This window comes from Pseudomonas sp. SJZ078 (genome assembly GCF_007828255.1).
Lineage (GTDB): Bacteria > Pseudomonadota > Gammaproteobacteria > Pseudomonadales > Pseudomonadaceae > Aquipseudomonas.
Genome location: NZ_VIUG01000018.1, coordinates 1 through 23,129, shown reverse-complemented (window position 1 = coordinate 23,129; position 23,129 = coordinate 1). Strand labels below are relative to the sequence as shown.

General features: G+C 62.4%; 21 protein-coding genes. 9 read left to right on the top strand and 12 right to left on the bottom strand.

Annotated elements, in window-relative coordinates; genetic code table 11:
* Nucleotides 1–159 precede the first annotated feature (159 nt).
* Nucleotides 160–438, top strand: coding sequence for a hypothetical protein (locus tag FBY02_RS16725; protein WP_144929348.1), 279 nt, complete (start codon nucleotides 160–162; stop codon nucleotides 436–438).
* A gap of 131 nt (nucleotides 439–569) precedes the next feature.
* On the opposite strand, the gene FBY02_RS16715 is transcribed toward FBY02_RS16725, so the two are convergent.
* Nucleotides 570–1,304 carry an SDR family NAD(P)-dependent oxidoreductase gene (locus FBY02_RS16715; RefSeq protein ID WP_144929346.1) on the bottom strand — a complete coding sequence of 245 codons (735 nt, stop codon included), beginning with the start codon at nucleotides 1,302–1,304 and terminating at the stop codon, nucleotides 570–572.
* A gap of 302 nt (nucleotides 1,305–1,606) precedes the next feature.
* On the bottom strand, nucleotides 1,607–1,813 hold the full coding sequence (locus FBY02_RS16710) for a 4-oxalocrotonate tautomerase family protein (RefSeq protein WP_025213530.1): 207 nt from the start codon (nucleotides 1,811–1,813) through the stop codon (nucleotides 1,607–1,609).
* Between the two features lie 128 nt (nucleotides 1,814–1,941).
* Between FBY02_RS16710 and FBY02_RS16705 the strand changes: the two genes are divergently transcribed.
* Nucleotides 1,942–2,865 (top strand): LysR family transcriptional regulator, encoded by a 924-nt coding sequence (locus tag FBY02_RS16705; protein WP_144929344.1) that lies wholly within the window; start codon nucleotides 1,942–1,944, stop codon nucleotides 2,863–2,865.
* A 133-nt stretch (nucleotides 2,866–2,998) separates the two neighbouring features.
* Here FBY02_RS16705 and FBY02_RS16700 read toward each other — a convergent pair whose 3' ends face one another.
* Both FBY02_RS16700 and FBY02_RS16695 read right to left on the bottom strand, forming a co-directional pair.
* Nucleotides 2,999–3,433, bottom strand: coding sequence for a nuclear transport factor 2 family protein (locus tag FBY02_RS16700; protein WP_144929342.1), 435 nt, complete (start codon nucleotides 3,431–3,433; stop codon nucleotides 2,999–3,001).
* Nucleotides 3,434–3,590: 157 nt separating this feature from the next.
* The gene (locus FBY02_RS16695) at nucleotides 3,591–4,487 is read right to left on the bottom strand and encodes a LysR substrate-binding domain-containing protein (RefSeq protein ID WP_144929340.1); all 897 of its coding nucleotides are present in this window, start codon (nucleotides 4,485–4,487) and stop codon (nucleotides 3,591–3,593) included.
* Nucleotides 4,488–4,594: 107 nt separating this feature from the next.
* On the opposite strand from FBY02_RS16695, the gene FBY02_RS16690 reads away from it, so the two are divergent.
* From FBY02_RS16690 to nahK, 5 genes are all read left to right on the top strand, one after another.
* Nucleotides 4,595–5,992 (top strand): MFS transporter, encoded by a 1,398-nt coding sequence (locus tag FBY02_RS16690; RefSeq protein ID WP_144929338.1) that lies wholly within the window; start codon nucleotides 4,595–4,597, stop codon nucleotides 5,990–5,992.
* Nucleotides 5,989–7,263, top strand: a complete 1,275-nt coding sequence (locus FBY02_RS16685) for a glucarate dehydratase family protein (RefSeq protein ID WP_144929336.1) — start codon at nucleotides 5,989–5,991, stop codon at nucleotides 7,261–7,263. The genes FBY02_RS16690 and FBY02_RS16685 overlap by 4 nt, the downstream gene beginning before the upstream one ends.
* A gap of 252 nt (nucleotides 7,264–7,515) precedes the next feature.
* Nucleotides 7,516–8,700 (top strand): porin, encoded by a 1,185-nt coding sequence (locus tag FBY02_RS16680; RefSeq protein ID WP_144929334.1) that lies wholly within the window; start codon nucleotides 7,516–7,518, stop codon nucleotides 8,698–8,700.
* Between the two features lie 221 nt (nucleotides 8,701–8,921).
* Complete coding sequence (gene nosP / locus FBY02_RS16675) at nucleotides 8,922–10,085, top strand: nitric oxide-sensing protein NosP (protein ID WP_144929459.1); 1,164 nt, start codon at nucleotides 8,922–8,924, stop codon at nucleotides 10,083–10,085.
* Nucleotides 10,015–12,657: a hybrid sensor histidine kinase/response regulator NahK/ErcS' gene (gene nahK / locus FBY02_RS16670; protein WP_144929332.1), complete on the top strand. Its 2,643-nt coding sequence runs from the start codon at nucleotides 10,015–10,017 to the stop codon at nucleotides 12,655–12,657. The genes nosP and nahK overlap by 71 nt, the downstream gene beginning before the upstream one ends.
* Before the next feature lie 68 nt (nucleotides 12,658–12,725).
* Here nahK and FBY02_RS16665 read toward each other — a convergent pair whose 3' ends face one another.
* The 6 genes from FBY02_RS16665 to FBY02_RS16640 all read right to left on the bottom strand — a co-directional run bounded on the left by FBY02_RS16665 (nucleotide 12,726) and on the right by FBY02_RS16640 (nucleotide 17,929).
* Nucleotides 12,726–13,391: a response regulator transcription factor gene (locus tag FBY02_RS16665; RefSeq protein ID WP_144929330.1), complete on the bottom strand. Its 666-nt coding sequence runs from the start codon at nucleotides 13,389–13,391 to the stop codon at nucleotides 12,726–12,728.
* A gap of 55 nt (nucleotides 13,392–13,446) precedes the next feature.
* Nucleotides 13,447–13,980 carry a PQQ-dependent catabolism-associated CXXCW motif protein gene (locus FBY02_RS16660; RefSeq protein ID WP_144929328.1) on the bottom strand — a complete coding sequence of 178 codons (534 nt, stop codon included), beginning with the start codon at nucleotides 13,978–13,980 and terminating at the stop codon, nucleotides 13,447–13,449.
* A gap of 249 nt (nucleotides 13,981–14,229) precedes the next feature.
* Nucleotides 14,230–15,021: an ABC transporter permease gene (locus tag FBY02_RS16655; RefSeq protein ID WP_144929326.1), complete on the bottom strand. Its 792-nt coding sequence runs from the start codon at nucleotides 15,019–15,021 to the stop codon at nucleotides 14,230–14,232.
* Nucleotides 15,018–15,749, bottom strand: a complete 732-nt coding sequence (locus tag FBY02_RS16650; protein WP_144929324.1) for an ABC transporter ATP-binding protein — start codon at nucleotides 15,747–15,749, stop codon at nucleotides 15,018–15,020. The genes FBY02_RS16655 and FBY02_RS16650 overlap by 4 nt, the downstream gene beginning before the upstream one ends.
* Nucleotides 15,746–16,735: a YVTN family beta-propeller repeat protein gene (locus FBY02_RS16645; protein WP_144929322.1), complete on the bottom strand. Its 990-nt coding sequence runs from the start codon at nucleotides 16,733–16,735 to the stop codon at nucleotides 15,746–15,748. Before FBY02_RS16645 ends, FBY02_RS16650 begins: the two co-directional genes overlap by 4 nt.
* Nucleotides 16,736–16,762: 27 nt before the next feature.
* The gene (locus tag FBY02_RS16640; protein WP_144929320.1) at nucleotides 16,763–17,929 is read right to left on the bottom strand and encodes an ABC transporter substrate-binding protein; all 1,167 of its coding nucleotides are present in this window, start codon (nucleotides 17,927–17,929) and stop codon (nucleotides 16,763–16,765) included.
* 410 nt (nucleotides 17,930–18,339) lie between these two features.
* Here FBY02_RS16640 and FBY02_RS16630 point away from each other — a divergent pair, with 410 nt between their 5' ends.
* Together FBY02_RS16630 and FBY02_RS16625 are read left to right on the top strand one after the other, a co-directional pair.
* Entirely contained in the window at nucleotides 18,340–19,599 is a 1,260-nt protein-coding gene (locus tag FBY02_RS16630) for a histidine kinase (protein ID WP_144929316.1), read from the top strand.
* Nucleotides 19,596–20,234, top strand: coding sequence for a response regulator transcription factor (locus tag FBY02_RS16625; RefSeq protein WP_144929314.1), 639 nt, complete (start codon nucleotides 19,596–19,598; stop codon nucleotides 20,232–20,234). The genes FBY02_RS16630 and FBY02_RS16625 overlap by 4 nt, the downstream gene beginning before the upstream one ends.
* An 80-nt stretch (nucleotides 20,235–20,314) precedes the next feature.
* Here FBY02_RS16625 and FBY02_RS16620 read toward each other — a convergent pair whose 3' ends face one another.
* Both FBY02_RS16620 and exaA read right to left on the bottom strand, forming a co-directional pair.
* The gene (locus FBY02_RS16620) at nucleotides 20,315–20,956 is read right to left on the bottom strand and encodes a pentapeptide repeat-containing protein (RefSeq protein WP_144929312.1); all 642 of its coding nucleotides are present in this window, start codon (nucleotides 20,954–20,956) and stop codon (nucleotides 20,315–20,317) included.
* 141 nt (nucleotides 20,957–21,097) lie between these two features.
* Nucleotides 21,098–22,963, bottom strand: a complete 1,866-nt coding sequence (gene exaA / locus FBY02_RS16615) for a quinoprotein ethanol dehydrogenase (protein WP_371921425.1) — start codon at nucleotides 22,961–22,963, stop codon at nucleotides 21,098–21,100.
* Between the last annotated feature and the right edge of the window lie 166 nt (nucleotides 22,964–23,129).

The following is a 23,129-nucleotide window of genomic DNA, read 5'->3' as shown; positions in this document are numbered from 1 at the left end:
CTTTCTGTGTCAACATTGCGGCGTTATGGCAGCTTTGCGCGGGGCACTTTAGGGTGCGCCGGGTTCCTTTAGCCCCGGTCTTCCACACCCGCGTACGGCTGCCACCTTCATGTGGAAGTGAGGTTGGTGGTTAATTGAACTGCTAAAGGAGCTTCACCCATGAATCGTTACATGCCCATCACTGGGATCGAAAACAACTACCACGCTCTATTGATCGACACTGAGGCGCCGCTGGATGTGTTGCACGATACGGCGGCTTATCGAATCGCCGCAGTGACACAACTATTGGAAAATCTGGCCATGCGCTCGGAGATCAGCAGCGATGCAGTGATCCTGCATGACTTTGCCGAAGTACTGGCCATTCCCTTGCGCGATGGGTGCGATCTGCTTGATGTCATTGGTCGCCGATTGCATGCGATGGCCTCTGACCTGGAATAGGACCCGTCAGTTAAATCATGACCCTGTGGGAGCGAGCCTGCTCGCGATAGCGTCAGGTCAGTCGAAGAAAATATCGGCTGGAGGGGCCTCATCGCGAGCAGGCTCGCTCCCACAATGGGCTGTGGCGACTCCTACCACTTGCCCGTGCTCATCCCGCCATCCACCGGCAGTACCACGCCGGTCGTGAAATCGGCGCCTGCCAGATACAACACCGCCTCGGCGATTTCCCCTATGGTACCCACGCGGCCGGCCGGGGCCAGATTATTGAGGAATTCGCGATGGGCCGGATCATGCATCGGCGTGTCGATGATGCCGGGCGCGACGGCGTTGACCTTGATGTTGTGCGGCGACAACTCAAGAGCCAGGGCACGGGTCATCTGGTTGACGCCCCCCTTGATCAACACCGGCAGCGCGGCCGGCACCTGGATATTCGGCTGCAGGGCCACAGCGGCGGAAATGTTGATGATGAAACCCTGCCGGCGATCGATCATGTGTGCGGCAGCCGCCTGACTGGCGTAGACGAGTCCCTTGAGGTTGGTATCCAGCAATGACTCCAGGTCTTGGGGGCTGTATTCGATGAAGGGTTTGGGCAGGAAGAACCCGGCATTGTTCACCAGCCCGTCAACGGCGCCGAACGCTTCGATGGCTCTGCTGATGAGCGCGGTTGAAGTCGCCGGTGCGGCGATATCGCCGGCCACCCCGATGAAGCCGGCCGGATGACCGAGTCGCGCAGCGACCTGATCCAGCCCGGACTGGGAACGCGCGTTACCCACCACGTTATAACCCCGATCCAGAAACGCCTGGACCAGACCCAGGCCGATTCCGCTGGACGCGCCGGTGATGAGGACGGTTTTCTTGCTGTTCATGATTTGACTCCTGATCAAATTGAGTTGAACCGCGGCGCCGGTAGGCGCTGGTTGAGATCAGGTTATTGCTGCACCTGGACTTGATAAATGGGGGTTCTGGTACTTGAGTTGATACCTGGTGTAATCAATCCTGTCTGAGACACAGATAATCAATGTGGGAGCGGGCTTGCTCGCGAAAGCGGTGTACCAGCCACATATCCATTGCTGACACACCGCTTTCGCGAGCAAGCCCGCTCCCACAGGGGCACGCACCAGACAGAAAAAAGCCCGGTCAACTGGACCGGGCCTGGAAAGGCAAACCCTCACTCTTTGGGAAGACTCCGATACTCCGTCGTCGTCATCCCCGCATAACCCCAGTTATCCGTATCGACTTCCTCGATCACGATATGGGTCAGGTGCGGATCCTTGCCCAGTACACGCTGGAGGGTCTCAGTGATTTCCGAGATGACCTGGGCTTTTTGTTCGCGGGTGACGCCGTCACGGGTAATCCGCACGTTAACGAATGGCATGTTGCACTCCTGCTGATGAGAAATGAGCGCGGGAAAATTCCTGCGCAACCGAAGTCCACTGTATTTATACGCCGCCGGCTGATAAACAGGCAGCTGGCATATTCAGTTGATACGCGGTGTAACGAATCATGAAGCGGCACTTTGAAGACCTGCAGTTGGGCAGCATAGAACTGTTCTGCCTGGCGGCCGAAGCGGGCAGCTTCACGGCGGCGGCACAGGTGGCAGGCGTGACCCCGGCGGCGGTGAGCCGTTCTATCTTTCGCCTGGAGGAACGTCTGGGTTCGCGCCTGTTCGTGCGCACCACCCGCAGTATCCGCCTGACCGACGCCGGCAAGACCTATTTCGAGCAGTGCCGGCAGGCGTTGACGCAATTGGTGGAGGCTCAACAGGAAGTGATGGGGGCGCAATCGGTGCCGTCCGGGCAACTGCGCATCAGCCTGCCTACTACCTACGGGCATCACCGGATCCTGCCCTTGCTGCCGGCCTTCCGTGCGCAGTATCCGCAAGTCAGCGTGGACGTGCACCTGAGCAATCGGAACATCGACTTCGTCGCCGAGGGCTACGACCTGGCGATTCGCGTGCGGGCCCAGCCGGACTCTTCGCTGATCGCCCGCTTGCTGGAGGACGCCAAACTGGTCGTGGTCGCGTCTCCGGATTACCTGAGCAAGGCTGGCACGCCGCAGACCCTCGAAGACCTGGGTGATCACGAATGCATTCAATTCGACTTGCCCAGCAGCGGCCGGCGGATTTCCTGGTTGTTCAATGTCGATGGCAAGGAGCGGGAGGTGTTCGGCCAGGGCAACTACTGCTGTTCGGACGATGTACTGGGCGGGGTGACACTGGCCAAGCATGGCGCGGGGCTGTTCCAGACCTACCGCTTCATCGTCGAGCAGGAACTGGCGGACGGGAGCCTGGTGGAAGTGCTGCAGCCTTTCAGTGGCCGCTCACGTCCCTTCACCTTGCTCTATCCCCATGGCCGCTACATGCCCCAACGGGTCCGCGCCTTCGTCGATTTCCTGATGCAGCAGCGGGAGCAGTGGGCAGGCATCTAGGTGCAATTGCTGTGGGAAGCCTGCTCGCGATAGCGTAGTAACTGGGCTGACGCCATTGCGAGCAGGCTCGCTCCCACATTGAGTTCAAGGCTGACCGCAAGATCACTGTCAGCCGACAAGCCCTGTGGGGCGATTAGAACTTGAACGCTTGCCGCCCGATCAGCAGCCACTTGCCATTTTTCTGCTTCTGCCAGATCTGGAAGTTCTCGATTTCCGTCGGCACGATATCGGTGCCCTTGATCGCCTGGGCCGAGAAATGGTTGCGCACCAGGGCGGTGTCACCTGAGAGGGTGATTTTCTGGTTCTGCATTTCCAGGGTCTTGAACGCACTCTTACCGGTCTCGATGTCAGCGATAAAGGCCTTCTTGTCCTGAATATTCCCACTGGAATGCCCGTAGGTCAGGTTCTCGGCGGCCAGGGCCTGAAGCTGGGGGATGTCCTTGTGCAGCATGGCCTGGGTCAGGTGATCGACGGCCTGGGCCACCTCTTGTTCGGCGGATGAAGTGGCCGCCGCTGCGTAACCGCTGAACAGGCACAGGAAGCTGATGGCCAATGTCGCTTTTTTCATGGGGTGTTTCCTTGTTGTTGTAAGTATGAGGAAATGAGTGCTTCCAAATGCACTCATCTGTCATCGTACAACTACTTTGGCGTGGCGGGAACAGCTGAGTCGCTGGATCCCCTCGCCACAAATGCGTAATCGACAAAATACTTCGGCAGACAACGCATCAAACTCCCTCGCGGACCGCCCCGCGAATCCCTTCCAGCAACATGGTAAACGCCGGGTTGTCATTGTCCTCGCGCCACACCAGATGCAACTCGCTCTGTACCCCTTCACCCAGATCGATCTCGCGAAACACCACCTGCTTGAACACCACGCTGGTGGCGCAACGCGGCACCAGCGCCAGGCCCATGCCGGCGTTGACCAGCGCCAGGATTGTCAGTGACGACCCCAGCCATTGCACGAATTGCGGCGCGACCCGGGCCGAGCGGAGCATGCCGGTGAGCAATTCGTTGAAGGGTGGGTAGGCGGAATGGGAATACATCAGGAACGGTTGGGCATCCAGATCCTGGACGCGCACCGTGTCGGCAGTCGCCAGCGGATGTCCGGCGGGGACTGCCAGCACGAAGGGTTCGCGTACCAGGCATTCGGTGGCGTAGCCGGTTTCCAGTAGCGGCGAGCGGACAATGCCCAGGTCGATGCGCCGCGCGCGCAAGGCTTCATGCTGCTGGTAGGTGTTCATCTCCGAAAGGACGATTTTTACCTGGGGCTGTTTCAGCCGCGCCTCGGCGATGACCTTGGGCAGAAACTCATAGACTGCGCTGCCGACGAAGCTGATGGTGACCGAGCCGATGTCGCCCTGGGCGAAGCGCCGGGCGGCCGTGGCGGCTTGTTGCGCCTGTTCCAGCAGGTTCTGCGCCTCGATGAAGAACGCCCGGCCGGCGGCGGTGAGGGCCACGCTGCGGGTGCTGCGGGTGAACAGTTCGACACCCAGGTGATGCTCCAGCAATTGGATCTGCCGGCTCAGCGGTGGCTGGGTCATGTTCAACCGCTCGGCGGCGCGGCGGAAATTGAGCTCCGTCGCGACGGTGGTAAAGCAGCGCAGTTGGGCCAGTTCGAACATTGATTCAATCCAGGTATCAATCAAGTGCCAAGTTAGATTAGACGGGAACAATACACCCCGTCCATCATCGAGCCGTTCCCCACAAAAACAACGATTGGGAGGCTCCCTTGAATAACGTACCGGACTCCACGCATGACAGTACCCTGGCGCGCGCCGCGGCCAAGGTCAAACGTCATGTACTGCCCCTGGTGGTGGTGATGTTCATCGTCAACTACATCGACCGGGTCAACATCGGCTTCGTGCGCAGCCACCTGGAAACCGACCTGGGCATCGGTGCCGCCGCCTATGGCCTTGGCGCCGGGTTGTTCTTCGTCGGCTACGCGCTGTTCGAAGTGCCGTCCAACATGTTGCTGCAACGCTACGGTGCCCGCGCCTGGCTGACGCGGATCATGTTCACCTGGGGCGCGGCGGCGATGGCCATGGCCTTCGTGCGCGGCGAAACCAGTTTCTACGTGCTGCGCTTCATTCTCGGCGCGGCGGAGGCGGGCTTCTTTCCCGGCATCATCTACTACTTCACCCAGTGGCTGCCGGCCAACGAGCGCGGCAAGGCGATGGCGATCTTCCTCAGCGGTTCGGCCATCGCTTCGGTGATTTCCGGGCCGGTGTCCGGTGCCCTGTTGCATGTCAGCGGCATGGGGTTGCATGGCTGGCAGTGGATGTTCCTGATCGAAGGCTTTGCCTCCATCGTGCTGTGCGGGTTTGTCTGGTTCTGGCTGCAATCGCACCCCAACCAGGCCAAATGGCTGAGCGCCGAAGAGAAAGCCGTGTTGACCGTCACCATCGCCGAAGAACAACGGGCCCGGGAAGCCGCCCAGGTGATCAAGCCGTCGATGTTCAAGCTGCTCGCCGACCGGCAGATCGCGCTGTTCTGTTTCATCTATTTTTCCATCGCCCTGACGATCTACGGCGCCACGTTCTGGCTGCCGAGTATGATCAGGAAAATGGGCAGCCTGGGGGATTTCCAGGTCGGCTTGCTCAACTCCATCCCATGGATCATTTCCATCGTGGCGATGTACGGTTTCGCGGCCCTGGCCGGCAAATGGAAGTTCCAGCAGGCGTGGGTGGCGGCAACCCTGGTGATCGCGGCGTTCGGCATGTTCATGTCCACCACCGGCGGGCCGGTCTTCGCCTTCGTCGCCATCTGTTTCGCGGCCATCGGTTTCAAGGCCGCGTCGGCGCTGTTCTGGCCGATTCCCCAAAGCTACCTCGACGCCCGCATCGCGGCGGCGGTGATTGCTCTGATCAACTCCATCGGCAACCTTGGCGGCTTCGTCGCGCCGACGGCGTTCGGTTTCCTGGAGCAGACCACCGGCTCCATCGAGGGCGGCCTGTATGGCCTGGCGATTACCTCGCTGGTCGCCGCCGTGGTGATCTTCTTCGCCCGTACCTCACCGGGGCGCGACACGCCCAACTCATTGTCCGGCAAGCGTGAAATCGTCGCGCAGGCCCATCCATCGGAAAACACCCAAGCCCTGAACCCTGGCCCATCGGGAGCCGCTGTATGAAGATCAAACGCGTCACCGTCACCCCCATTGCCTTTCGCGATCCGCCATTGCTCAACGCCAGCGGCATTCATGAGCCGTTTGCGCTGCGCTCGATCATCGAGATCGAGAGTGACAACGGCTACATCGGTCTGGGCGAGAGCTACGGCGATGCGCCGGCCCTGGCGATCCAGCAGCAATTGCAGGACCAACTGATTGGCCTGGACCCGTTCAACCTCAACCAGTTGCGGAGCATCGTCCAGGCCACCGTCGCCGCGCAACGGCCCGCCAGTGTCGCCGGCGCCGAACTGGCGCCGGGCTCCCATGCGAGCAAGGCCGTGAGCAACGCCTACTCGGCATTCGAAGTGGCTTGTCTGGACCTGCAGGCCCATTACCTCAATGTACCGCTGGTGGATCTGCTGGGCGGGGCGATTCGCGAAGAGATCCCGTTCAGCGCGTACCTGTTCTTCAAGTACGCCGAGCACATCGATTCGCCGTATCCGCCGGACAGTTGGGGCGAGGCGCTGACCGAACAGCAGATCGTCGCCCAGGCCCGGCGCATGATCACCGACTACGGTTTCAAGAGCATCAAGCTCAAGGCTGGCGCACTGGAGCCGGAACATGAAGTGGCGTGCATCAAAGCGCTGAAACGCGCGTTTCCCGGCTACCCGTTGCGCATCGATCCGAACGCCAACTGGTCGCTGGAAACCTCCATTCGCATGGCTGAGCTGCTGGGCGATGACCTGCAGTATTACGAAGACCCGACGCCGGGTTTGGAGGGCATGTCCGAGCTGCACAAGCGCACCGGCCTGCCGTTGGCGACCAACATGGTGGTCACCGATTTCGACGAGTTCCGCCGCAGTGTCGCGCTGAACAGCGTGCAGATCGTATTGGCCGATCACCATTACTGGGGCGGCCTGCGGGACACCCAGGCGTTGGCGAAAATGTGCGACACCTTTGGCCTCGGCGTATCGATGCATTCGAACTCGCACCTGGGCATCAGCCTGATGGCCATGGCCCACGTAGCGGCCGCGGTGCCGAACCTGGACTATGCCTGTGACACCCATTACCCGTGGCAGGAGCCGGATGAGGAGGTGATCAAGGGCGGCAAGCTGCCGATTGTCGATGGCTGCGTGAAGATTACCCGGGCACCGGGACTCGGGCTGGAACTCGACCGGGATCAACTGGGCATGTTGCATGAACAGTTCCTGCGTTGCGGCATTCGCCAGCGCGACGATGTGCGGCAGATGCAGCGCTACCGGCCGGACTGGAAGACCGTCAAGCCGCGGTTCTGAGTTCAGGTCGAGGGGGCCTGCTGCGCAGGCCAGCGGGAGCAAGCTCCCTCGCCACGGGTGGACATCAATCTTGTGGGATAGGGTTGGGCCCGAAGTATTGCTCCCCCGAGCACCAGGGTCGTACACCGAAACTGTCGCTCCAAACCCGCGCCACCAAAGCACCCGCCAATTGCCTCCAAGGCAGCGTATGGCGGGGCCTGTAGCCTTTCGATAATCGCCTCCGACATCCCGTCCCCTGTTGCGGAGCGCGCCATGCACAACAATAAAAATACCCGTCGCCGTTTTATGCCTGCGGTCATCGCCAGCCTCTCGACCCTCGGCCTGACGTCGTGGGCCCAGGCTGAAATCATGCTGTACGACAAGGACCAGACCACCTTTTCCACCGATGGCTACATCAACGCCTTCTACGTCAACAGCGACGTGGACCGGGCGGGGGATCAGTTCGACCGGCGCCAGGCGCGGGTCAAGATGGGTTTTCTGCCCAACTACCTGGGCTTCAACATGAGCAAACAGGTCGATGACCTCAAGCTCGGCGCCCGCGCGTCGTTCTGGGTGACCATCAACGACAGCGAGACCAACGGCACCGACACTGCCATCGACGTGCGCCAGTTCTACGGCACCGTCGCCAACCCGGAGTGGGGCGAGGTGTTGATCGGCAAGGACTTCGGCCTGTTCGCCCGTTCCAACATCCTGCTCGACGAATTGCTCGCCGGCTATGGCCAGGTCAGCGACACCCTGGGCCTGGTGGACGGCGGTGGCGTGTCGTTCGGCAACATCGGCAGCGGCTATCCCTATCCATTCCCGACCTCGCAGATCACCTATCGCACCCCGGTCATGGACGGGCTGCGGGTGGCAGTGGGGATCATGGATCCGGTGGACACCAACGACAACAGCGCCACCGGCAAGGCCTACCAGGAAAACCCGCGCACCGAGAGCGAGATCACTTACCAGTTCGACCTCGGCGGCGCGAAGATCTACAGCTGGCTCAACGGTAGCTACCAGACCTCGGACAACACCGATTCCACTGTCGAATCGGTGACCTCCAAAGGCCTGGGTTATGGCGTGCAGGCGAAGATGGGCGGCCTGTCGCTCACCGGCTCCGGGTTCCAGGCCAAGGGCATCAATCCGTTCTTCACCAACAACGCCGGCGAAGCCACGTTGCGCAACGTCGACAGCAAGGGCTATCTGTTGCAAGGCTCGTACAAGCTGGGCAAGAACCGCCTGGCGCTGTCCTATGGCAAGACCGATGACGACGGCAACGGCGTGGTGGGCAGCGGTGCCGATTACGAAACCCGCGGCATTGCGCTGTTCCATGACGTCAACGATAACCTCAAGCTCGTGGCCGAGTACAACCAGTTCGAAATCAACGGCCACGATACCAGCGCGCAGAATGAAGACACCGATACGTTTGCGGTGGGGGCTGTGTTGACCTGGTAGTACCTATGGCAACACAACCCCTGTGGCGAGGGGATAAATCCCCTCGCCACAGGGGTGTTCCAGTTCTGGTTCAGGCATGTTTTGTGGTGGCCCCAGCCGTGCGCATCGCGGCCCGGGCCGCCACCGTTCTCATCCCATGGAAGCGCACACCCGCTACCCAAGTAGCATTCGTGGGCGCGGCGCGGCTTCGTACACTCAAGGCTCCTGTCACGGAGGCGAAGATGCAGCAGGCCCAGAGCGAAGGCGTGGTAAGCGCGATGTCCCAGGCAACGGATGTCGAGCAAGTGGCTCAGGAACTGGCGCGGCAGTTGCTGCATCCGTACCTGGGCTTCGTGCTGTTTTTCTGTTCCGCCGAATACGATCTGCCGGCCTTGGGCCAGGCACTGTCCCGGAGCTTCGGCGGGATTCGCCTGGTGGGTTGCACCAGCGCCGGGGAAATCACCGCCCAGGGTTATGGTCGCAACTGCGTGAGTGCGGTGGGGTTCGACCACCGGCACTTTTCCATTGCCGCCGAGTTGATCGGCGAAATGGGCGACTTCAGCCTGATCGACGCCCAGCAGATGGTCGAACGCCTGGCGAGCGGCTGCCGCAGTAATGCCCTGGCACCGATCAAGGGCCACAGCTTCGCACTGACCCTGCTCGATGGCCTCTCCAGCCGCGAAGAGATGGTGCTCGCGGCGCTGAGCGCTGCCCTGGGCGACATCCCGCATTTTGGCGGTTCGGCCGGCGACGACAACTACCTGACCCACACCCACGTGTATTTCGAAGGCCAGTTCCATAGCGGCGCGGCCGTGGTGGTGCTGATCAATACCTGGTTGGAATTCGAAGTGTTCACCACCCATCACGTCCTGCCCCGGGAAGAGAAACTGGTGGTGACCGGCGCCGACAGCACTTCGCGCCGGGTTTATGAGCTCAACGCCGAACCGGCCGCTGAGGAGTACGCACGGCATATCGGCGTGCCGGTGAGCGCCCTCGACTATCGGGTGTTCGCCGCCCATCCGTTGGCGGTGCGCATCAACGACCAGTATTACGTGCGGGCCGTCCAGCAGGTGCACCCGGACCTGAGCCTGAGTTTCTACTGCGCGGTGGAGAACGGCATCGTTCTCACGGCCATGACCCCGGGCCCCTTGCTAAACAACCTGGAAAACCTCTTCGACGGCTTGCAGGCGCGTCTCGGCGATCTGTTGCTGACCATCGGCTGCGACTGTTTCCTCAGGCGTCTGGAGCTGGAAGACCGCGGTGGCCTGGAGCAGATCGGCCAGTTCTTGCGCAAACAACGGGTGATGGGTTTCAACACCTATGGAGAACAGTTCAATGGCATGCACATCAACCAGACCTTTACCGGAGTTGCCATTGCCCGACATCGCGTCCCCGGCCATCGCTGATCTGCAGGCGCAGATTGCCGGACTGCAGCACGAAAACCACAAACTGCGGCGCATCAATGCTGCGCTGATCGAGCGGGTGGAGTCCGGTGTGACCCGGGGCAGCGACCCGTATGCGGCGTTCCAGCATTCGGTGGTGCTGGCCGAGCAGGTGCGCGAACGCACCGATGCGTTGAACCAGGCCATGGCCGAGCTCAAGGCCGGCAATCATTTGCTCGGTGAGGCCCGGCTGCGGGCGGAAACGGCCCATCGGCACCTGATCGACGCCATCGAGAGCATTTCCGATGCATTCGTGCTGTTCGACGCGCAACAGCGCATCGTCCTGTTCAACAGCCGCTTCAAGGCATTCTGGGCCCACAGTCGGGTGCGCATCATCGCCGGGATGCGCCTGGGCGAGGTCAAGCGCCTGATGACCGCCAACGGACTGTTCAGCGAGGAAAACCGCGGCCAGGATGATGAGCATGTGCTGTATCGCCTGCAGAACGGTCGCTGGTTGCAGGTCAGTGAGCGGCCGACCCAGGAGGGTGGACGGGTGATCCTGTTCACCGACATCACCGACGTCAAGCTCAGTGAAACCGTGCGCCGCGAGCAGGCCATCGCGCAGAAGTCCCATCTGTTGCAGCGTGCGGTGGACAACCTCTCCCAGGGCGTGGCGATGGTTAACGCCCAGGGCGTGCTGGAGTTGTGGAACCGGCGCTTCCTGGAACTCAGCGGCCTGGCCCCGGTGGCGGCCCACCGACCGTTCAACGAAGTGATTGCCGACAGCGAACTGCAACTGTTGACCCCGGCCAGCCGCGACAGCAACGGTCGATTGATTCATGAACGCGAGCAGCGCCTCTCCGACGGACGGGTCCTGGAAATCCGCACCCATCCGTTACCCACTGGCGGCTACGTCAACACCTTCACCGACATCACCGAGCGCTATCAGCACGCCGAGGCGTTGAGCGAAAGCGAGCGCTGGATCCGCCTGATCACCGACCATGTGCCGGCACTGATCGCCTACCTCAATGCCGACCTGGTCTACGAATTCACCAACAAGGTCTATGAACAGTGGTATTGCTGGCCTCGTGGCGTGATGCTCGGCCAGAGCCTGCGCGAAGCCCACAGCGAGCAGCATTACCAGCGCCTGGAAGCTTACGTGGCCCGGGCTCTTGCCGGGGAGAGCGTGACGTTCGAGTTCGCCGAAACCAACATCAACAACCAGGAACGCTACATGTTGCGTTCCTACGTGCCGAACCGCCTGGCCAATGGCGAGGTGGTGGGGATCTTCGTGCTGATCCGCGACATTACCGAACGGCGCCGCACCGCCGAGGCGTTGCACCAGGCCTACCAGAACCTGGAACAGCGGGTTCAGGAGCGCACGGCGGAACTGACCACCCTCAACGAACAGTTGCTGCGCGAGATCGACGAACGCAGCCGCGTGGAACTGCGCCTGCGCGAAGCCAAGCGCGAGGCCGAGCAGGCCAATCTGTCGAAGACCAAGTTCCTGGCGGCGGTCAGCCACGATCTGCTGCAACCGCTCAACGCCGCGCGATTGTTCACCAGTGCCTTGCTCGAACGGCGTGAGCCGGTGGCGAATGCTCACCTGGTGCGCAACGTCAGCAATTCCTTGCAAGACGTGGAGAACCTGCTGGGTACCCTGGTGGACATCTCCAAGCTCGATGCGGGGGTGATCAAGGCGGACATTGCGCCGTTCGCCCTCAGCGAACTGCTCGGTAACCTGGCCGCCGAGTACGTCCAGGTCGCCCGCAGTGAAGGGCTGACGCTGCGCTTCGTGCCGTGCTCGGTGCTGGTGCGCAGTGACATGCAGCTGCTCGCCCGGATTCTGCGCAACCTGCTGAGCAATGCCATCCGCTATACCCCCAGCGGTCGGGTGGTGCTGGGGTGCCGGCGCCAGGGGCAGCGAGTGTCGATCCAGGTCTGGGACTCCGGTATCGGCATCGCTGAGGAGCGCCTGGAAGAAATTTTTCAGGAGTTCAAGCGCGGCGATGTGCAGCGTCCCGACCAGGATCGCGGGTTGGGCCTGGGCCTGGCGATTGTCGAGAAGATCGCCGGGATCCTCGGCCATCGGATCCAGGTGCGTTCGTGGCCGGGCAAGGGCTCGATGTTCGCCATCGACGTCCCGCTGAGCGCCACTGCGCCCAAGCCGGTGCCGTGCGTGGACATGAGCGAGCCGATGCTCGAGCGCTTGCGCGGGGCGCGGATCTGGGTGCTGGATAATGACGCGGCGATCTGCGCGGGGATGCGCACGTTGCTGGAAGGCTGGGGCTGTCGGGTCGTCACTGCGCTGTCGGAGCAGGACCTGGCGCGCCAGGTGGACAACGACCACGCCGAGGTGGACCTGTTGATCGCCGACTATCACCTGGACAACGATCAGAACGGCGTCGACGCCGTGGCCCGGATCAACGCCCGGCGCAAGTCAGCGATCCCGGCCATGCTGATCACCGCCAACTACAGTAACGAACTCAAGCAGCAGATCCGCGAGCGCGGGCATACCCTGATGCACAAGCCGGTAAGGCCGATGAAGCTGAAGATTGCGATGAGTCATTTGTTAGGCGGGCCCCAGAGCCACTAAGCCGAACCCGTTGTGGCGAGGGAGCAAGCTCCCTCGCCACAACGGCCATGGGCCTGACTTGAACCGCATCAACGCCGCAGGTAAGCCCCGAAATCAATATCCCCCGCACTGAGGATCGCTTGCACCCGGTTGTGCACGTTGAGTTTGCGCAGAATCGCCGAGACGTGGGCCTTGACTGTGGTTTCGGCGATGTCGAGGGTGTAGGCGATCTGTTTGTTCGATTCGCCCTTGGTCATGCGTTCGAGCACCAGCAGTTGCTTGCGGGTCAGGGCCTGGAGCAGTTCGGGCGGGAAGGCCGGGGTTTCGTTCAGCCGGCGGCCTACCGGGTTCTTCTGGGTACGGATGATGTCCGGTGGCAGGTACACATTGCCGTTGAGGATCTGCTCGATGGCATCGGTCATCTGCGAGCGTGGCGAGGACTTGGTGATGAACCCCACCGCGCCGTAGGTGATGGCCTGCAGGACAATCTGTTTGTCCTGCTCGGCGGAGACGATCACCACGGGAATGGTCGGGGCCTCGTTGCGCAGGTTGATCAGGCCATTGAGGCCGTGCATGCCGGGCATGTTCAGATCCAGCAGGATCAGGTCCAGGTCGTCGTGCTCGGCGGTCAGGGCCAGGGCACTGTCCAGATCGGCGGTTTCCATGATCTCGCTGCCAGGAAAACCGTCGCTGATGACGTTATGGATGGCTTCGCGAAACAGTGGGTGATCGTCGGCTATCAGGATTTTATACATGGCCATTCACCTCATTATTGTGTTGGGGCTGGAGCAGTTGCACGCACGTTCAAGATCAGGGAAAAGGTTCAGGCCGCGCCGCTTGTACGGGCAGGTGGGCAGCCTCCCAGGCATCGACGCCGTCGCGGTACCAATACAGATGCTTATAGCCCATGGCTGCGGCGCGTTTTACCGCGTTCCAGCTCAGCCAGCAATCGGAGCGGCAATAAAAGACCAACGGTTGCTCCGTGCGCCCGGCGGTGGCCTGGCGCAGGTGGTAGGCGAGGTAGTCCTGCCAGGTCGGGTCGAGCTCGCCATCACCGGTATTGGCCAGCCAGAGGCTGCCGGGCAGATTGGCATGGGGTTCGTTGTCGATGAAGCGTCCCTGGACCCAGGGTCGACGGTAGACGTCGATCAGCACCGGGACGGGTGTCTGTTCGAGCAATTGCTGCAACGCCGGGGTATCGATCGTCCGGGCGCCTTCCACGGCGTCGGGAGTGGGGCTGCGATACCGGTCGATGCGATAACCCTGGGGGGAAAACAGTGCCGTGTCGGCCAGCGCGACATTCATCGACAGGCCCAGCAAGACGACCGCCAGTAAACGGAGCATGGGATTGATCCTTGTTGTTATGCGTCCATTACATGACAGGGTCGCGGTCTTGGGAATGCGACCATGGACAGGAAAACCAGTACTAAAGTCGTAATTTGCAATTTGAATTCACTTCGCATTGGAAGTGGACGAGGCCCCTTGTGGGAGCGGGCTTGCTCGCGAAAGCGGTGGGGCAGCAACATGGATATTGACTGACCCGACGCTTTCGCGAGCAAGCCCGCTCCCACAACGGGATTCGAGTTGTCTGGATTATCCGGTCTTGCGCAGCGCCGCATGTTGCGGGTTGAAAGTCCACACCGCTGCCAGCGCGAACACCAGGGTCAACCCCACGCACACCGTCATCGCCAGCAGGTTGAACTGTCCATACAAGGCATACCGCACCAGTTCCACGCCGTGGGTGAACGGATTCACCGCGCACAGCCAGTACAGCCACGGGCTGGCCTCGAGCATCTTCCACAGCGGATACAGCGCCGAGGACAGAAAGAACATCGGGAAGATCACGAAATTCATCACCCCGGCGAAGTTTTCCAGTTGCCGGATCGCGTTGGACAGCAGCAAGCCCAGAGCGCTGAGCATCAGCGCCACCAGCAGCAGAGCCGGCAGCGCCAACAACAACCCTATGGCCGGCGGCTGGACGCCATACAGCCAGGCGATGGCGAGGAAGGCGTAGACCTGCAGCAACGAGATCAACGAGGTCGCCAGCAGTTTGCTCGCGAGCAGGAAGGCGCGGGGCAGGGGGCTGGTCAGCAGCACCCGCATGCTGCCCATTTCCCGGTCGTAGACCATCGAGAGCGAACCCTGCATGCCGTTGAACAGCAGGATCATGCAGGCCAGCCCAGGCACGATGTACACCTCGTAGGGAATGTAGGTGTCATAGGGCGCAATGATCGCGATACCCAATGCCGCGCGAAAACCGGCGGCGAATACCAGCAGCCACAGCAGCGGGCGCACCAGGGCGCTCAGCAGCCGTGTGCGCTGCAATACGAAGCGCAGCCATTCGCGCATGACGATGCCGCTGAAACATTGCCAATACGCGTTCATGCCTGGGCTCCCGAAGTGGTCAAGCGGGTGAAGGCCGAGCCCAGGGTGCCGCCATGTTCCTGGCTCACGGCCTCGGCGCGACCGCTGGCGACCAGGCGGCCCTGGTGCACGATCAGCAGATCGTCGCAGGGTTGTACTTCATCCAGCAGGTGGGTGGTCCAGAGCACGCTGATGCCCTGTTCGTCGCACAGTTGACGAATGTGCCGGCCCAGGGCCTGGCGGCTGGCCGGATCGAGGCCGACGCTGGGTTCGTCCAGCAACAACAGGCGAGGTTCGTGCAACAGCGCCCGGGCGATTTCCACCCGGCGACGATGCCCTCCGTTCAGATCGCGGACCCGTTCATGGCGTCGCTCGGTCAACTGTTGCCGGGCCAGTTCGGCGTCGATCCGGGCCATCCCTTCGCGCCGCGACAAACCGTGCAGGGCGAGGTGATAACGCAGGTTCTGTTCGACACTCAGGTCCAGGTCCAGGGTGCTTTGCTGGAACACCACGCCCAGCTGCTGCAGGGCCGGCCGTGGCGAATGCTGCAAGGAATGGCCGCCGACACGGATCTCGCCACGCTGCACATCGTAAAGACGCGTGAGCAGGGCGATCAGCGTCGATTTGCCGGCGCCGTTAGGGCCCAGCAGCGCGGCGAAGCGCCCGGCGGCGAGGCTGAAATTCATCTGCTTGAGGGCTTCGCGCGGCCCGTAGGCAAAGCTCAGGTCATTGACCTCCAGGGCGTTCATGGCGTCACCACCACGCCCCAGGGGTAGCGCCCGACCTTCACCGATTTGAGCACCTTGCGGCTCTGCACGTCGATCACCGAGACATCGCCGCTGACGCCGTTGGTGGCCAGCAACTGGCGCTGGTCCGGGGTAAATGCCAGTTGCCAGACCCGGCGCCCTACCAGCAGGTAATCCAGGATCTCGAAGGTCTTTGCGTCGATCACCGCCACATGGTTGGCCGGGCCCAGGGCGACAAAGGCCAACTGGCCGTCGGCGCTGAGCTTGATGCCTACCGGCTGGACCTTGTCCGGATGAACGCCCTTGATCTGGAAGTTCAGGGTCTTGAGCACCTTGCGCGTGGCGACATCGAGAATCGTCACGGTGCCGCCGATCTCCGCCGAGGCCCAGAGCTGGCTGCCGTCGCGATTGAACTCGACGAAGCGCGGACGCTGATCCACCAGCGTGCTGTCGGCCAGGGTCTGGGTGCTGGTGTCGATCCAGTGCAGCATGTTGGTGGTTTCACTGGTATTGACCGTCCACTTGCCGTCGGGGCTGACGGCCATGCCTTCGGGCTCGACACCGACGCCGATCTGGCCCAGCACTTCGGAGGTCTGGGTGTCGATGACGGTCACCAGGGCGTCGTCTTCGTTGGAGACGTAGAGCCAACGGTCGTTGGGGTGCAGGGCAAACTGCTCCGGGTCCTTGCCGGACGGCAGTTCCTTGATGATCTTGCGGGTGGCGACGTCCATCACCTGGACCCGGTCCGAATCGCTGGCGCAGATGTACAGCAGACGATTGTCGTGGGACAGCAGCAGCCCCCGCGGACGCTGGCCCACCGGCAGGGTTTCCACTACTTCCAGGCTCTGCATGTCGATCAGGCTCAGGCTGTTGTCTTTCTCGTTCGAAACCCAGGCGGTGCTGGCGGCGGCAGGGCCGGTGGCGAGCAGCACCGCGCCGAGGGCGAGTACCTGGCGCAGCAGGATCGATTGGAACGGCGGGCGGCGCATGGCGGTTTTCCTTATTGTTGTTTTCGATCAGGGGTAGCGGCAGCTCACTTCGGGCCGGTCGTAGCCCAGGCTGTCCATTTCATTGGTGGGGTGCAGGAAGCCGTCCTGGGGCGAGGTGCTGACCAGGGCCCGTGGCTGGACCAGGGGAATCGGTTGGCGCAGTTGTCCGTTCCAGGGGCGATAACTGAGCTTGCGACCCTTGAAGCCGTCCAGCGGCAGTTGATCGCTCAAGGCCAGTTGGCGAATGGCGAACGGGTCGGCCTGGCGCAGTTTGCTCACCGCGCTGGCGACGCTGCGCACGGCGATCCAGGCGGCGAAGTCACGGTCGTTCATCCAGCGTCCGGCCAAGGCTTCGAAGCGTTTTTGCAATTGCGCCGCGCCGTAAGTTTCCACGGCCTTGTGCCAGCCGGTGGGGGTCAGCCCCTGGGTGCCGGCCACCGGGCGCGGGTACCAGGTCTGGTAGGGCAAGTACTCGCCGAAGTCGCCACGCTCATCGGCCACCAGCACCGCGTCGTATTCGGCAGTCTGGGTGAACAGCGGCATGTCGGCCTGGGCGCTGCGGCGCTGGTCGTTGTCGAACTGCCAGGTCTTCTCGGCCACGGTCTTCATGCCGAAGCGTTTCATGGCCCGGCGCAGGGCGCCGGCATAGGCCTGGTCCTCGGGCGTCCGCCCGATGATCAGCAACGCTTTCTGCCATTGGCGCACGACGCTGAATTGCACCAGGGCGTCGGCGAGCATGGCCCGGTCGGGCAGGCTGTGCAGCACGTTGCCCAGGCAGTCGGTGGTGCGCAGGCTGTCGTCGGGGCTGCCGGCATTGAACAGCAGGCTGTCGGGCAGGGCGGCGCTGAGTTGGCGCAGGCTCGCGGCGGGGGCATTGACCACGAACAGCCGCAGGCCTTGTTCATGCTGCGCGCGGGCGGCCTCAAGCAAGGCTTCGGGGCTGTCGACGCTGGCGCTTTCCAGGCGGTAATCCTGCTTGAGAAAACGTCCGGTGCTGTTGCTGTCGATGATCGCCAGTTCGGCGCCGCGCAAACCTGCGTCGGCGGGCTCGGCAATGACGTTGGACAACAGCGGCCCCGGATCGGGCCGGTACCCCAGGTAACCGATGCGCACCTGCAACGGCATCGCGTCCTCGGCCTGGACGGTGGTGGCTGCCATCAGAGCGATCAAGGTGAAACTGACGAGCCGGCGCATAACACCTCCATTGCGGGTAGCGCCAGCATAGGAAGCCCTTGGTCAGGGGGAAATATGCAGAAAGTACCGCCGGGGCAGTACCAAGGTAGTAGCTCGCCGTCGATGTCGGGGTTTTAGGATGCAGACCATCGTCATTCATCAGGGAGCGGACAGACCATGCAGACTTTCAAGGCCTTGCTGCTGCCGTTGTTGCTGATACTGAGCTTGATTGAGGTGGATCGGTTTTCTGCCAGGTATAGAACCTTCAAATATCCGCAATTTCCTGTGGGAGCGGGCTTGCTCGCGAAGGCGGCAGACCTGTCGATACCGATGCAAGCTGACCCACCGCTTTCGCGAGCAAGCCCGCTCCCACAAGGGATCTACGGCGTGCATACAGATTGCACGCACACTCCGACTACAGGCCGCTAATCATGTCGGCGCTTTGGCGGATCAATCTGTGGGTGGTGGCCTTCTTCGGCCTGGTCACCCTGGCCTGTGGAAGCCTGTTGCTGCATCAGGCCATGACCGACGTAAGGCGCGAGCTGCAATCGGCCGGTTCCGTGGTGCAATACCTGCGTGAAACCGCCGAGCACGATCCGACCAGCCTCCAGGAGCGCCTGACCGGCAGCCTGCGTCATGTGCGGGTGCGCTGGCTGGCGCCGGGGGAGCACCTGCCGACGGGTGTCGACAGTGGGCTGAAGGCCTGGCTCGGCCATCAACTGCTCGTCGATGGCCCGACGCCTCAGGTGGTCGGCCTGCGGGACGGTCGTCAGGCCTGGATTGCCGTCGACCCACGGGACGAAATCGAGGAAATCCTCGATTCGCTGGTGCAACTGCTGGGCGTCTGTGCCATGGCCCTGTTGGCCAGTCTGTTGGTGATTCGCTGGGCGGTGCACCGGGGCATGGGGTTGCTGGATGAACTGCTCGAAGCGTTGCGCCAGGTCTCGGCCGGCGATCTGCGGGTGTGCCTGCCTACCGAAGGCATCCCGGAAGCGCGGCAACTGGCCGGGCACTTCAACCGGATGACCGCCGCCCTGGCCCGGTCCCAGGCCGATAACACCCGACTCACCCAGGCGCTGTTGGCTGTCCAGGAACAGGAGCGCACGCACTTGGCCCAGGCCCTGCACGATGATCTGGGCCAATACGTGGCTGGCATACGCGCCCGGGCCTGCCTGTTACGCTTGGTGGTTGACCAGCCGTCGGTACTGGAGCAGACGGTCAGCCAGCTCGAAGATCACTGCGAGCACTTGCAGCAGGGGTTCCGGGCGCTGGTACACGACTTGTACCCGGTGGTACTGCAGCACTTGCCCCTGGACGAAGCCATCGGATTGTTGGCGCGCCAATGCCAGGACACCCATGGCATCGCCTGCGAGTTGCGGATCGATTCCGCTTTGCCGCCGTTGTCAGGGCCAGACAAGACTCAGCTGTATCGCCTGGTCCAGGAGGCATTGACCAATGTTGCCCGGCATGCCAACGCCACCCGGGTTCGGATCCGCCTGCGCCAGCACGGCGGACATTTGCACCTGTGGGTGCGCGATAACGGCCTGGGGGCGACGCAGCCGCCCCGACCGGGTGTCGGCCTGCATTCGATGTCCGAACGGGCTCGCAGCCTGGGCGGCGAGCTGCGTGTTCTCTGCCGTCCCGGTGCCGGCTGGGCGTTGGCCTTGAATATCCCTCTGGAGGCACGATGAACATTTTGTTGGTGGATGACCATGCAGTGGTCCGGCAGGGCTTCGCCAGCCTGCTACGGGCCTTGATGCCTGATCTGCAAGTCCGCGAAGCGGCCACGGGCGAAGAGGCGCTGAGCCAGGTGCAGGAACAGGTGCCGCACCTGGTGATCATGGATTTCGGCCTGCCCGGCATCAGTGGCCTGGAAACCACCCGGCGCCTGCGTCAACGCCTGCCGCAACTGCGTGTGCTGTTCTTCAGCATGCACGATGAATTGCCATTGGTGCGCCAGGCCCTGGACGTCGGCGCCGCGGGTTACCTGACCAAGAACTCGGCACCTCAGGTACTGGTGGAGGCGGTGCGACGGGTATTGGCCGGCCACGCCTATATCGAACAATCCCTGGCGACCCAGCTGGCTTGTGCCAGCTCCCGGCACGAGGCCGACCCGCGCCTGCAATGCATGACTCAGCGCGAGCTGGAAATTTTCGTCATGCTCGCCAAAGGCACCCCTGCACGCATGATCGCCGAGCAGTTGTGCATCAGTGCCAAGACCGTCTCCAACCACCTGACGCTGCTCAAGAGCAAGCTGCAGGTCAGCTCCCATGCCGAATTGGTGCATTTGGGGATTGATCTGGGGGTGGTGCGGGTGGCGGGGTGAGAGGTTCATAGGCATCACTCTTTGGTCCCTGAATATGAATACCTTGTGGCGAGGGGACTGTGTCTGGCGAAAGTCCTTCATCATTCCCAGGATTCCGGGCATCCCTTGCAACCCTGCATATTCGCACCCTGGAAATTCCCATAATGCTGGCGTGATCCGCTCAGGTTGGCCTGTTCCAGGTTGCTTTCCCCCAGCTTGGCTTCCTGCAGGTTGGCGTCCCGCAGGTCGGCGCCCTTGAGGTCGGCCTTGCTCAGCCAAGCCATTTCCAGGTCGGCGGCTTGCAGATTGGCATCATGCAGGCGCGCGCCGGACAGTCGGGAAAATTGCAGGTACGCGGCGCTCAGATCGGCGCCTTGGAACTGTGCGCCCTGGGCGAACAGCCCCCAGGCCTGGACAGCCTTGAGGGTGGTGTTGGTCAGGTCGGCCAGGCGCAGGTTGCTTTGTTGCAGGCTGGCGCGGGTCAGGTTGGCGCCTTGCAGACGGGCCTTCTCCAGATTCGCCAGGTCCAGCCGCGCATGGCGCAGATCGGCACCCCGCAGGTCCGCGCCGCTGAGGTTCATCTTGCGCAGGTCCTGGTTCGCCAGTTGGGCACCTCGCAAATCGGCACCGGGGCATTGGCTGGATTCGGCGATGACGCAGCCGTTGAGGGTCAGGGGGGCTTCGGTGTCGTCGGCGTGGGCGTTGAAGACGAGCAGCACCCATGCCAGAGGCAGGTAGTTCATGGCAGTAGACTCGATCGACTGTGGGAGCGGGCTTGCTCGCGAAGGCGCCGGGTCAGTCAATATCGATGTTGCTGACCCGACGCCTTCGCGAGCAAGCCCGCTCCCACAAATGGGGAATTGGGTTGAGGTTTTGAAGGCGCGCTATTTCTGCGCCGTGGCCTTGTCCCAGCCCGGGATCTTGAACACCCAGAACGAGCCGCCCTGTGCCACCGGCTTGGTCAGCTCTGCCATGTCGCCGCCCCACAACGGCACGGCGCCGCCATAACCGACGGTCACGCCGATGTACTGCTCGCCGTCCTGTTCCCAGGTGATGGGTGGGGAGACGATGCCGCTGCCGGTCTGGAATTTCCACAGCTCCTTGCCGGTCTTGGCATCGAACGCCTTGAAGAAGCCATCACCGGTGCCGGTGAACACCAGGTTGCCCTTGGTTGCCAGTACGCCGGCCCACAATGGCAACGGCTCCTTGTGTTCCCAGACCACCTTGCCGGTGGTGGGGTTCATCGCTCGCAGGCTGCCAACGTGATCGTCGTACATGCGCTTGATGCGAAACCCCATGCCGAGGTAGGCCGAGCCCTTCTTGTAGTTCACTTCTTCGGTCCAGTATTCCTCTTTCCACTGGTTCCCCGGGACGTAGAACAACCCGGTGTCCTGGCTGTACGCCATGGGATTCCAGTTCTTGCCACCCAGGAATGGCGGCGAGACTTCCACCGGCTTGCCCCTGGTTTCGCCGGGCAACGGCTTGGCCGGACGCTGGCCGGGGTTCTCCACGGGGCGACCGGTCTTGAGATCGATGTGGCTGGCCCAGGTGATGTTGTCGACGAAGGGAAACGCGTTCTGCAACTTGCCGTTGTTGCGATCCACGACATAGAAGAAACCGTTGCGGTCGGCATGGGCGGTGGCCTTGATGACCTTGCCGTCCTTGTCCTTGTAGTCGAACAGCACCAGCTCGTTGTTGCCGGAGAAATCCCAGGCATCGTTGGGTGTGTGCTGGTAGAACCACTTCACTTCGCTCGTGCTCGGGTCGACGCCGACCTGGCCGGAGGTGTAGAGGCTGTCATAGTCGTGGGGGTTGCCATCCTTGGCAGTCCGGGCCCAGGTGTTCCAGGGGCCGGGGTTGCCCGCGCCGACGATGATGGTGTTGGTCTCGGGGTCGAAACTGGCGCTCTGCCAGGGCGCGCCACCGCCGTGGCTCCAGGCTTCGACCTTGCCCGTCTCGGTGGTCTTGTCGTCGGGCCAGGAGGGCGCCTTCACGTCGCCCGTGGGGGTGCTGTCCTTGCCGTTGAGGCGGCCCATGTGGCCCTCGACGAAGGGACGCATCCAGACTTCCTCGCCCGTGTCGGGATCGCGGGCGAACAACTGCCCGACCACGCCGAATTCATCGCCGGAACTGCCATGGATCAACAGGACCTTGCCGCTGGTCTTGTCCTTGATCAGCACCGGGGCGCCGGTCATGGTGTAGCCGCCGGCGTGATCGCCGAACTTCTTGTTCCATACGACCTTGCCGGTGTTTTTGTCCAGGGCGACCACGCGTGCATCCAGGGTGCCGAAGTAGATCTTGTCGCCATAGATGGCCGCGCCGCGATTGACCACGTCGCAGCACGGGCGAATGTTGTCCGGCAGGCGGTGGTTGTAGGTCCACAAGCGCTTGCCGGTCTTGGCGTCGAGGGCGAACACCCGGGAGTAGGAACCGGTGACGTAGACCACGCCGTCGCTGACGATGGCCTGGGATTCCTGGCCGCGCTGCTTCTCGTCGCCGAATGAATAGGACCAGGCCGGGGTCAGCTTGAACACGTTCTTGTCGTTGACCTGGGCCAGCGGGCTCCAGCGCTGAGCGTTGGTGCCCATGCCGTATTGCAGCACGTCCCGGGTGGTCAGGTGGTCGTTGGCGATGTCTTCCCAAGTGACGGCAGCGCTGGCCAAGGGGCTGAGCGACAGGCCGCCGGCCAGCAGCAAGGCGGCGTTAAGGGCGCAGAGGGCGGATGGATTTTTTATTGTCATGGTGGGCATTCCCAGTGAGGTTTTGGCCTGACTAGGTTGGATCGCGCCGGGGCCCGCCGATACGGAAAAAGTCCCGCCTTTGCCGTAATGCTGTTCACTTAAGCATTTGAGTCCAAGCCGGGCTTTCTAGAAAATCCGATACCAGTCCTCTGGTATCGGATTTTTTATGCCCATT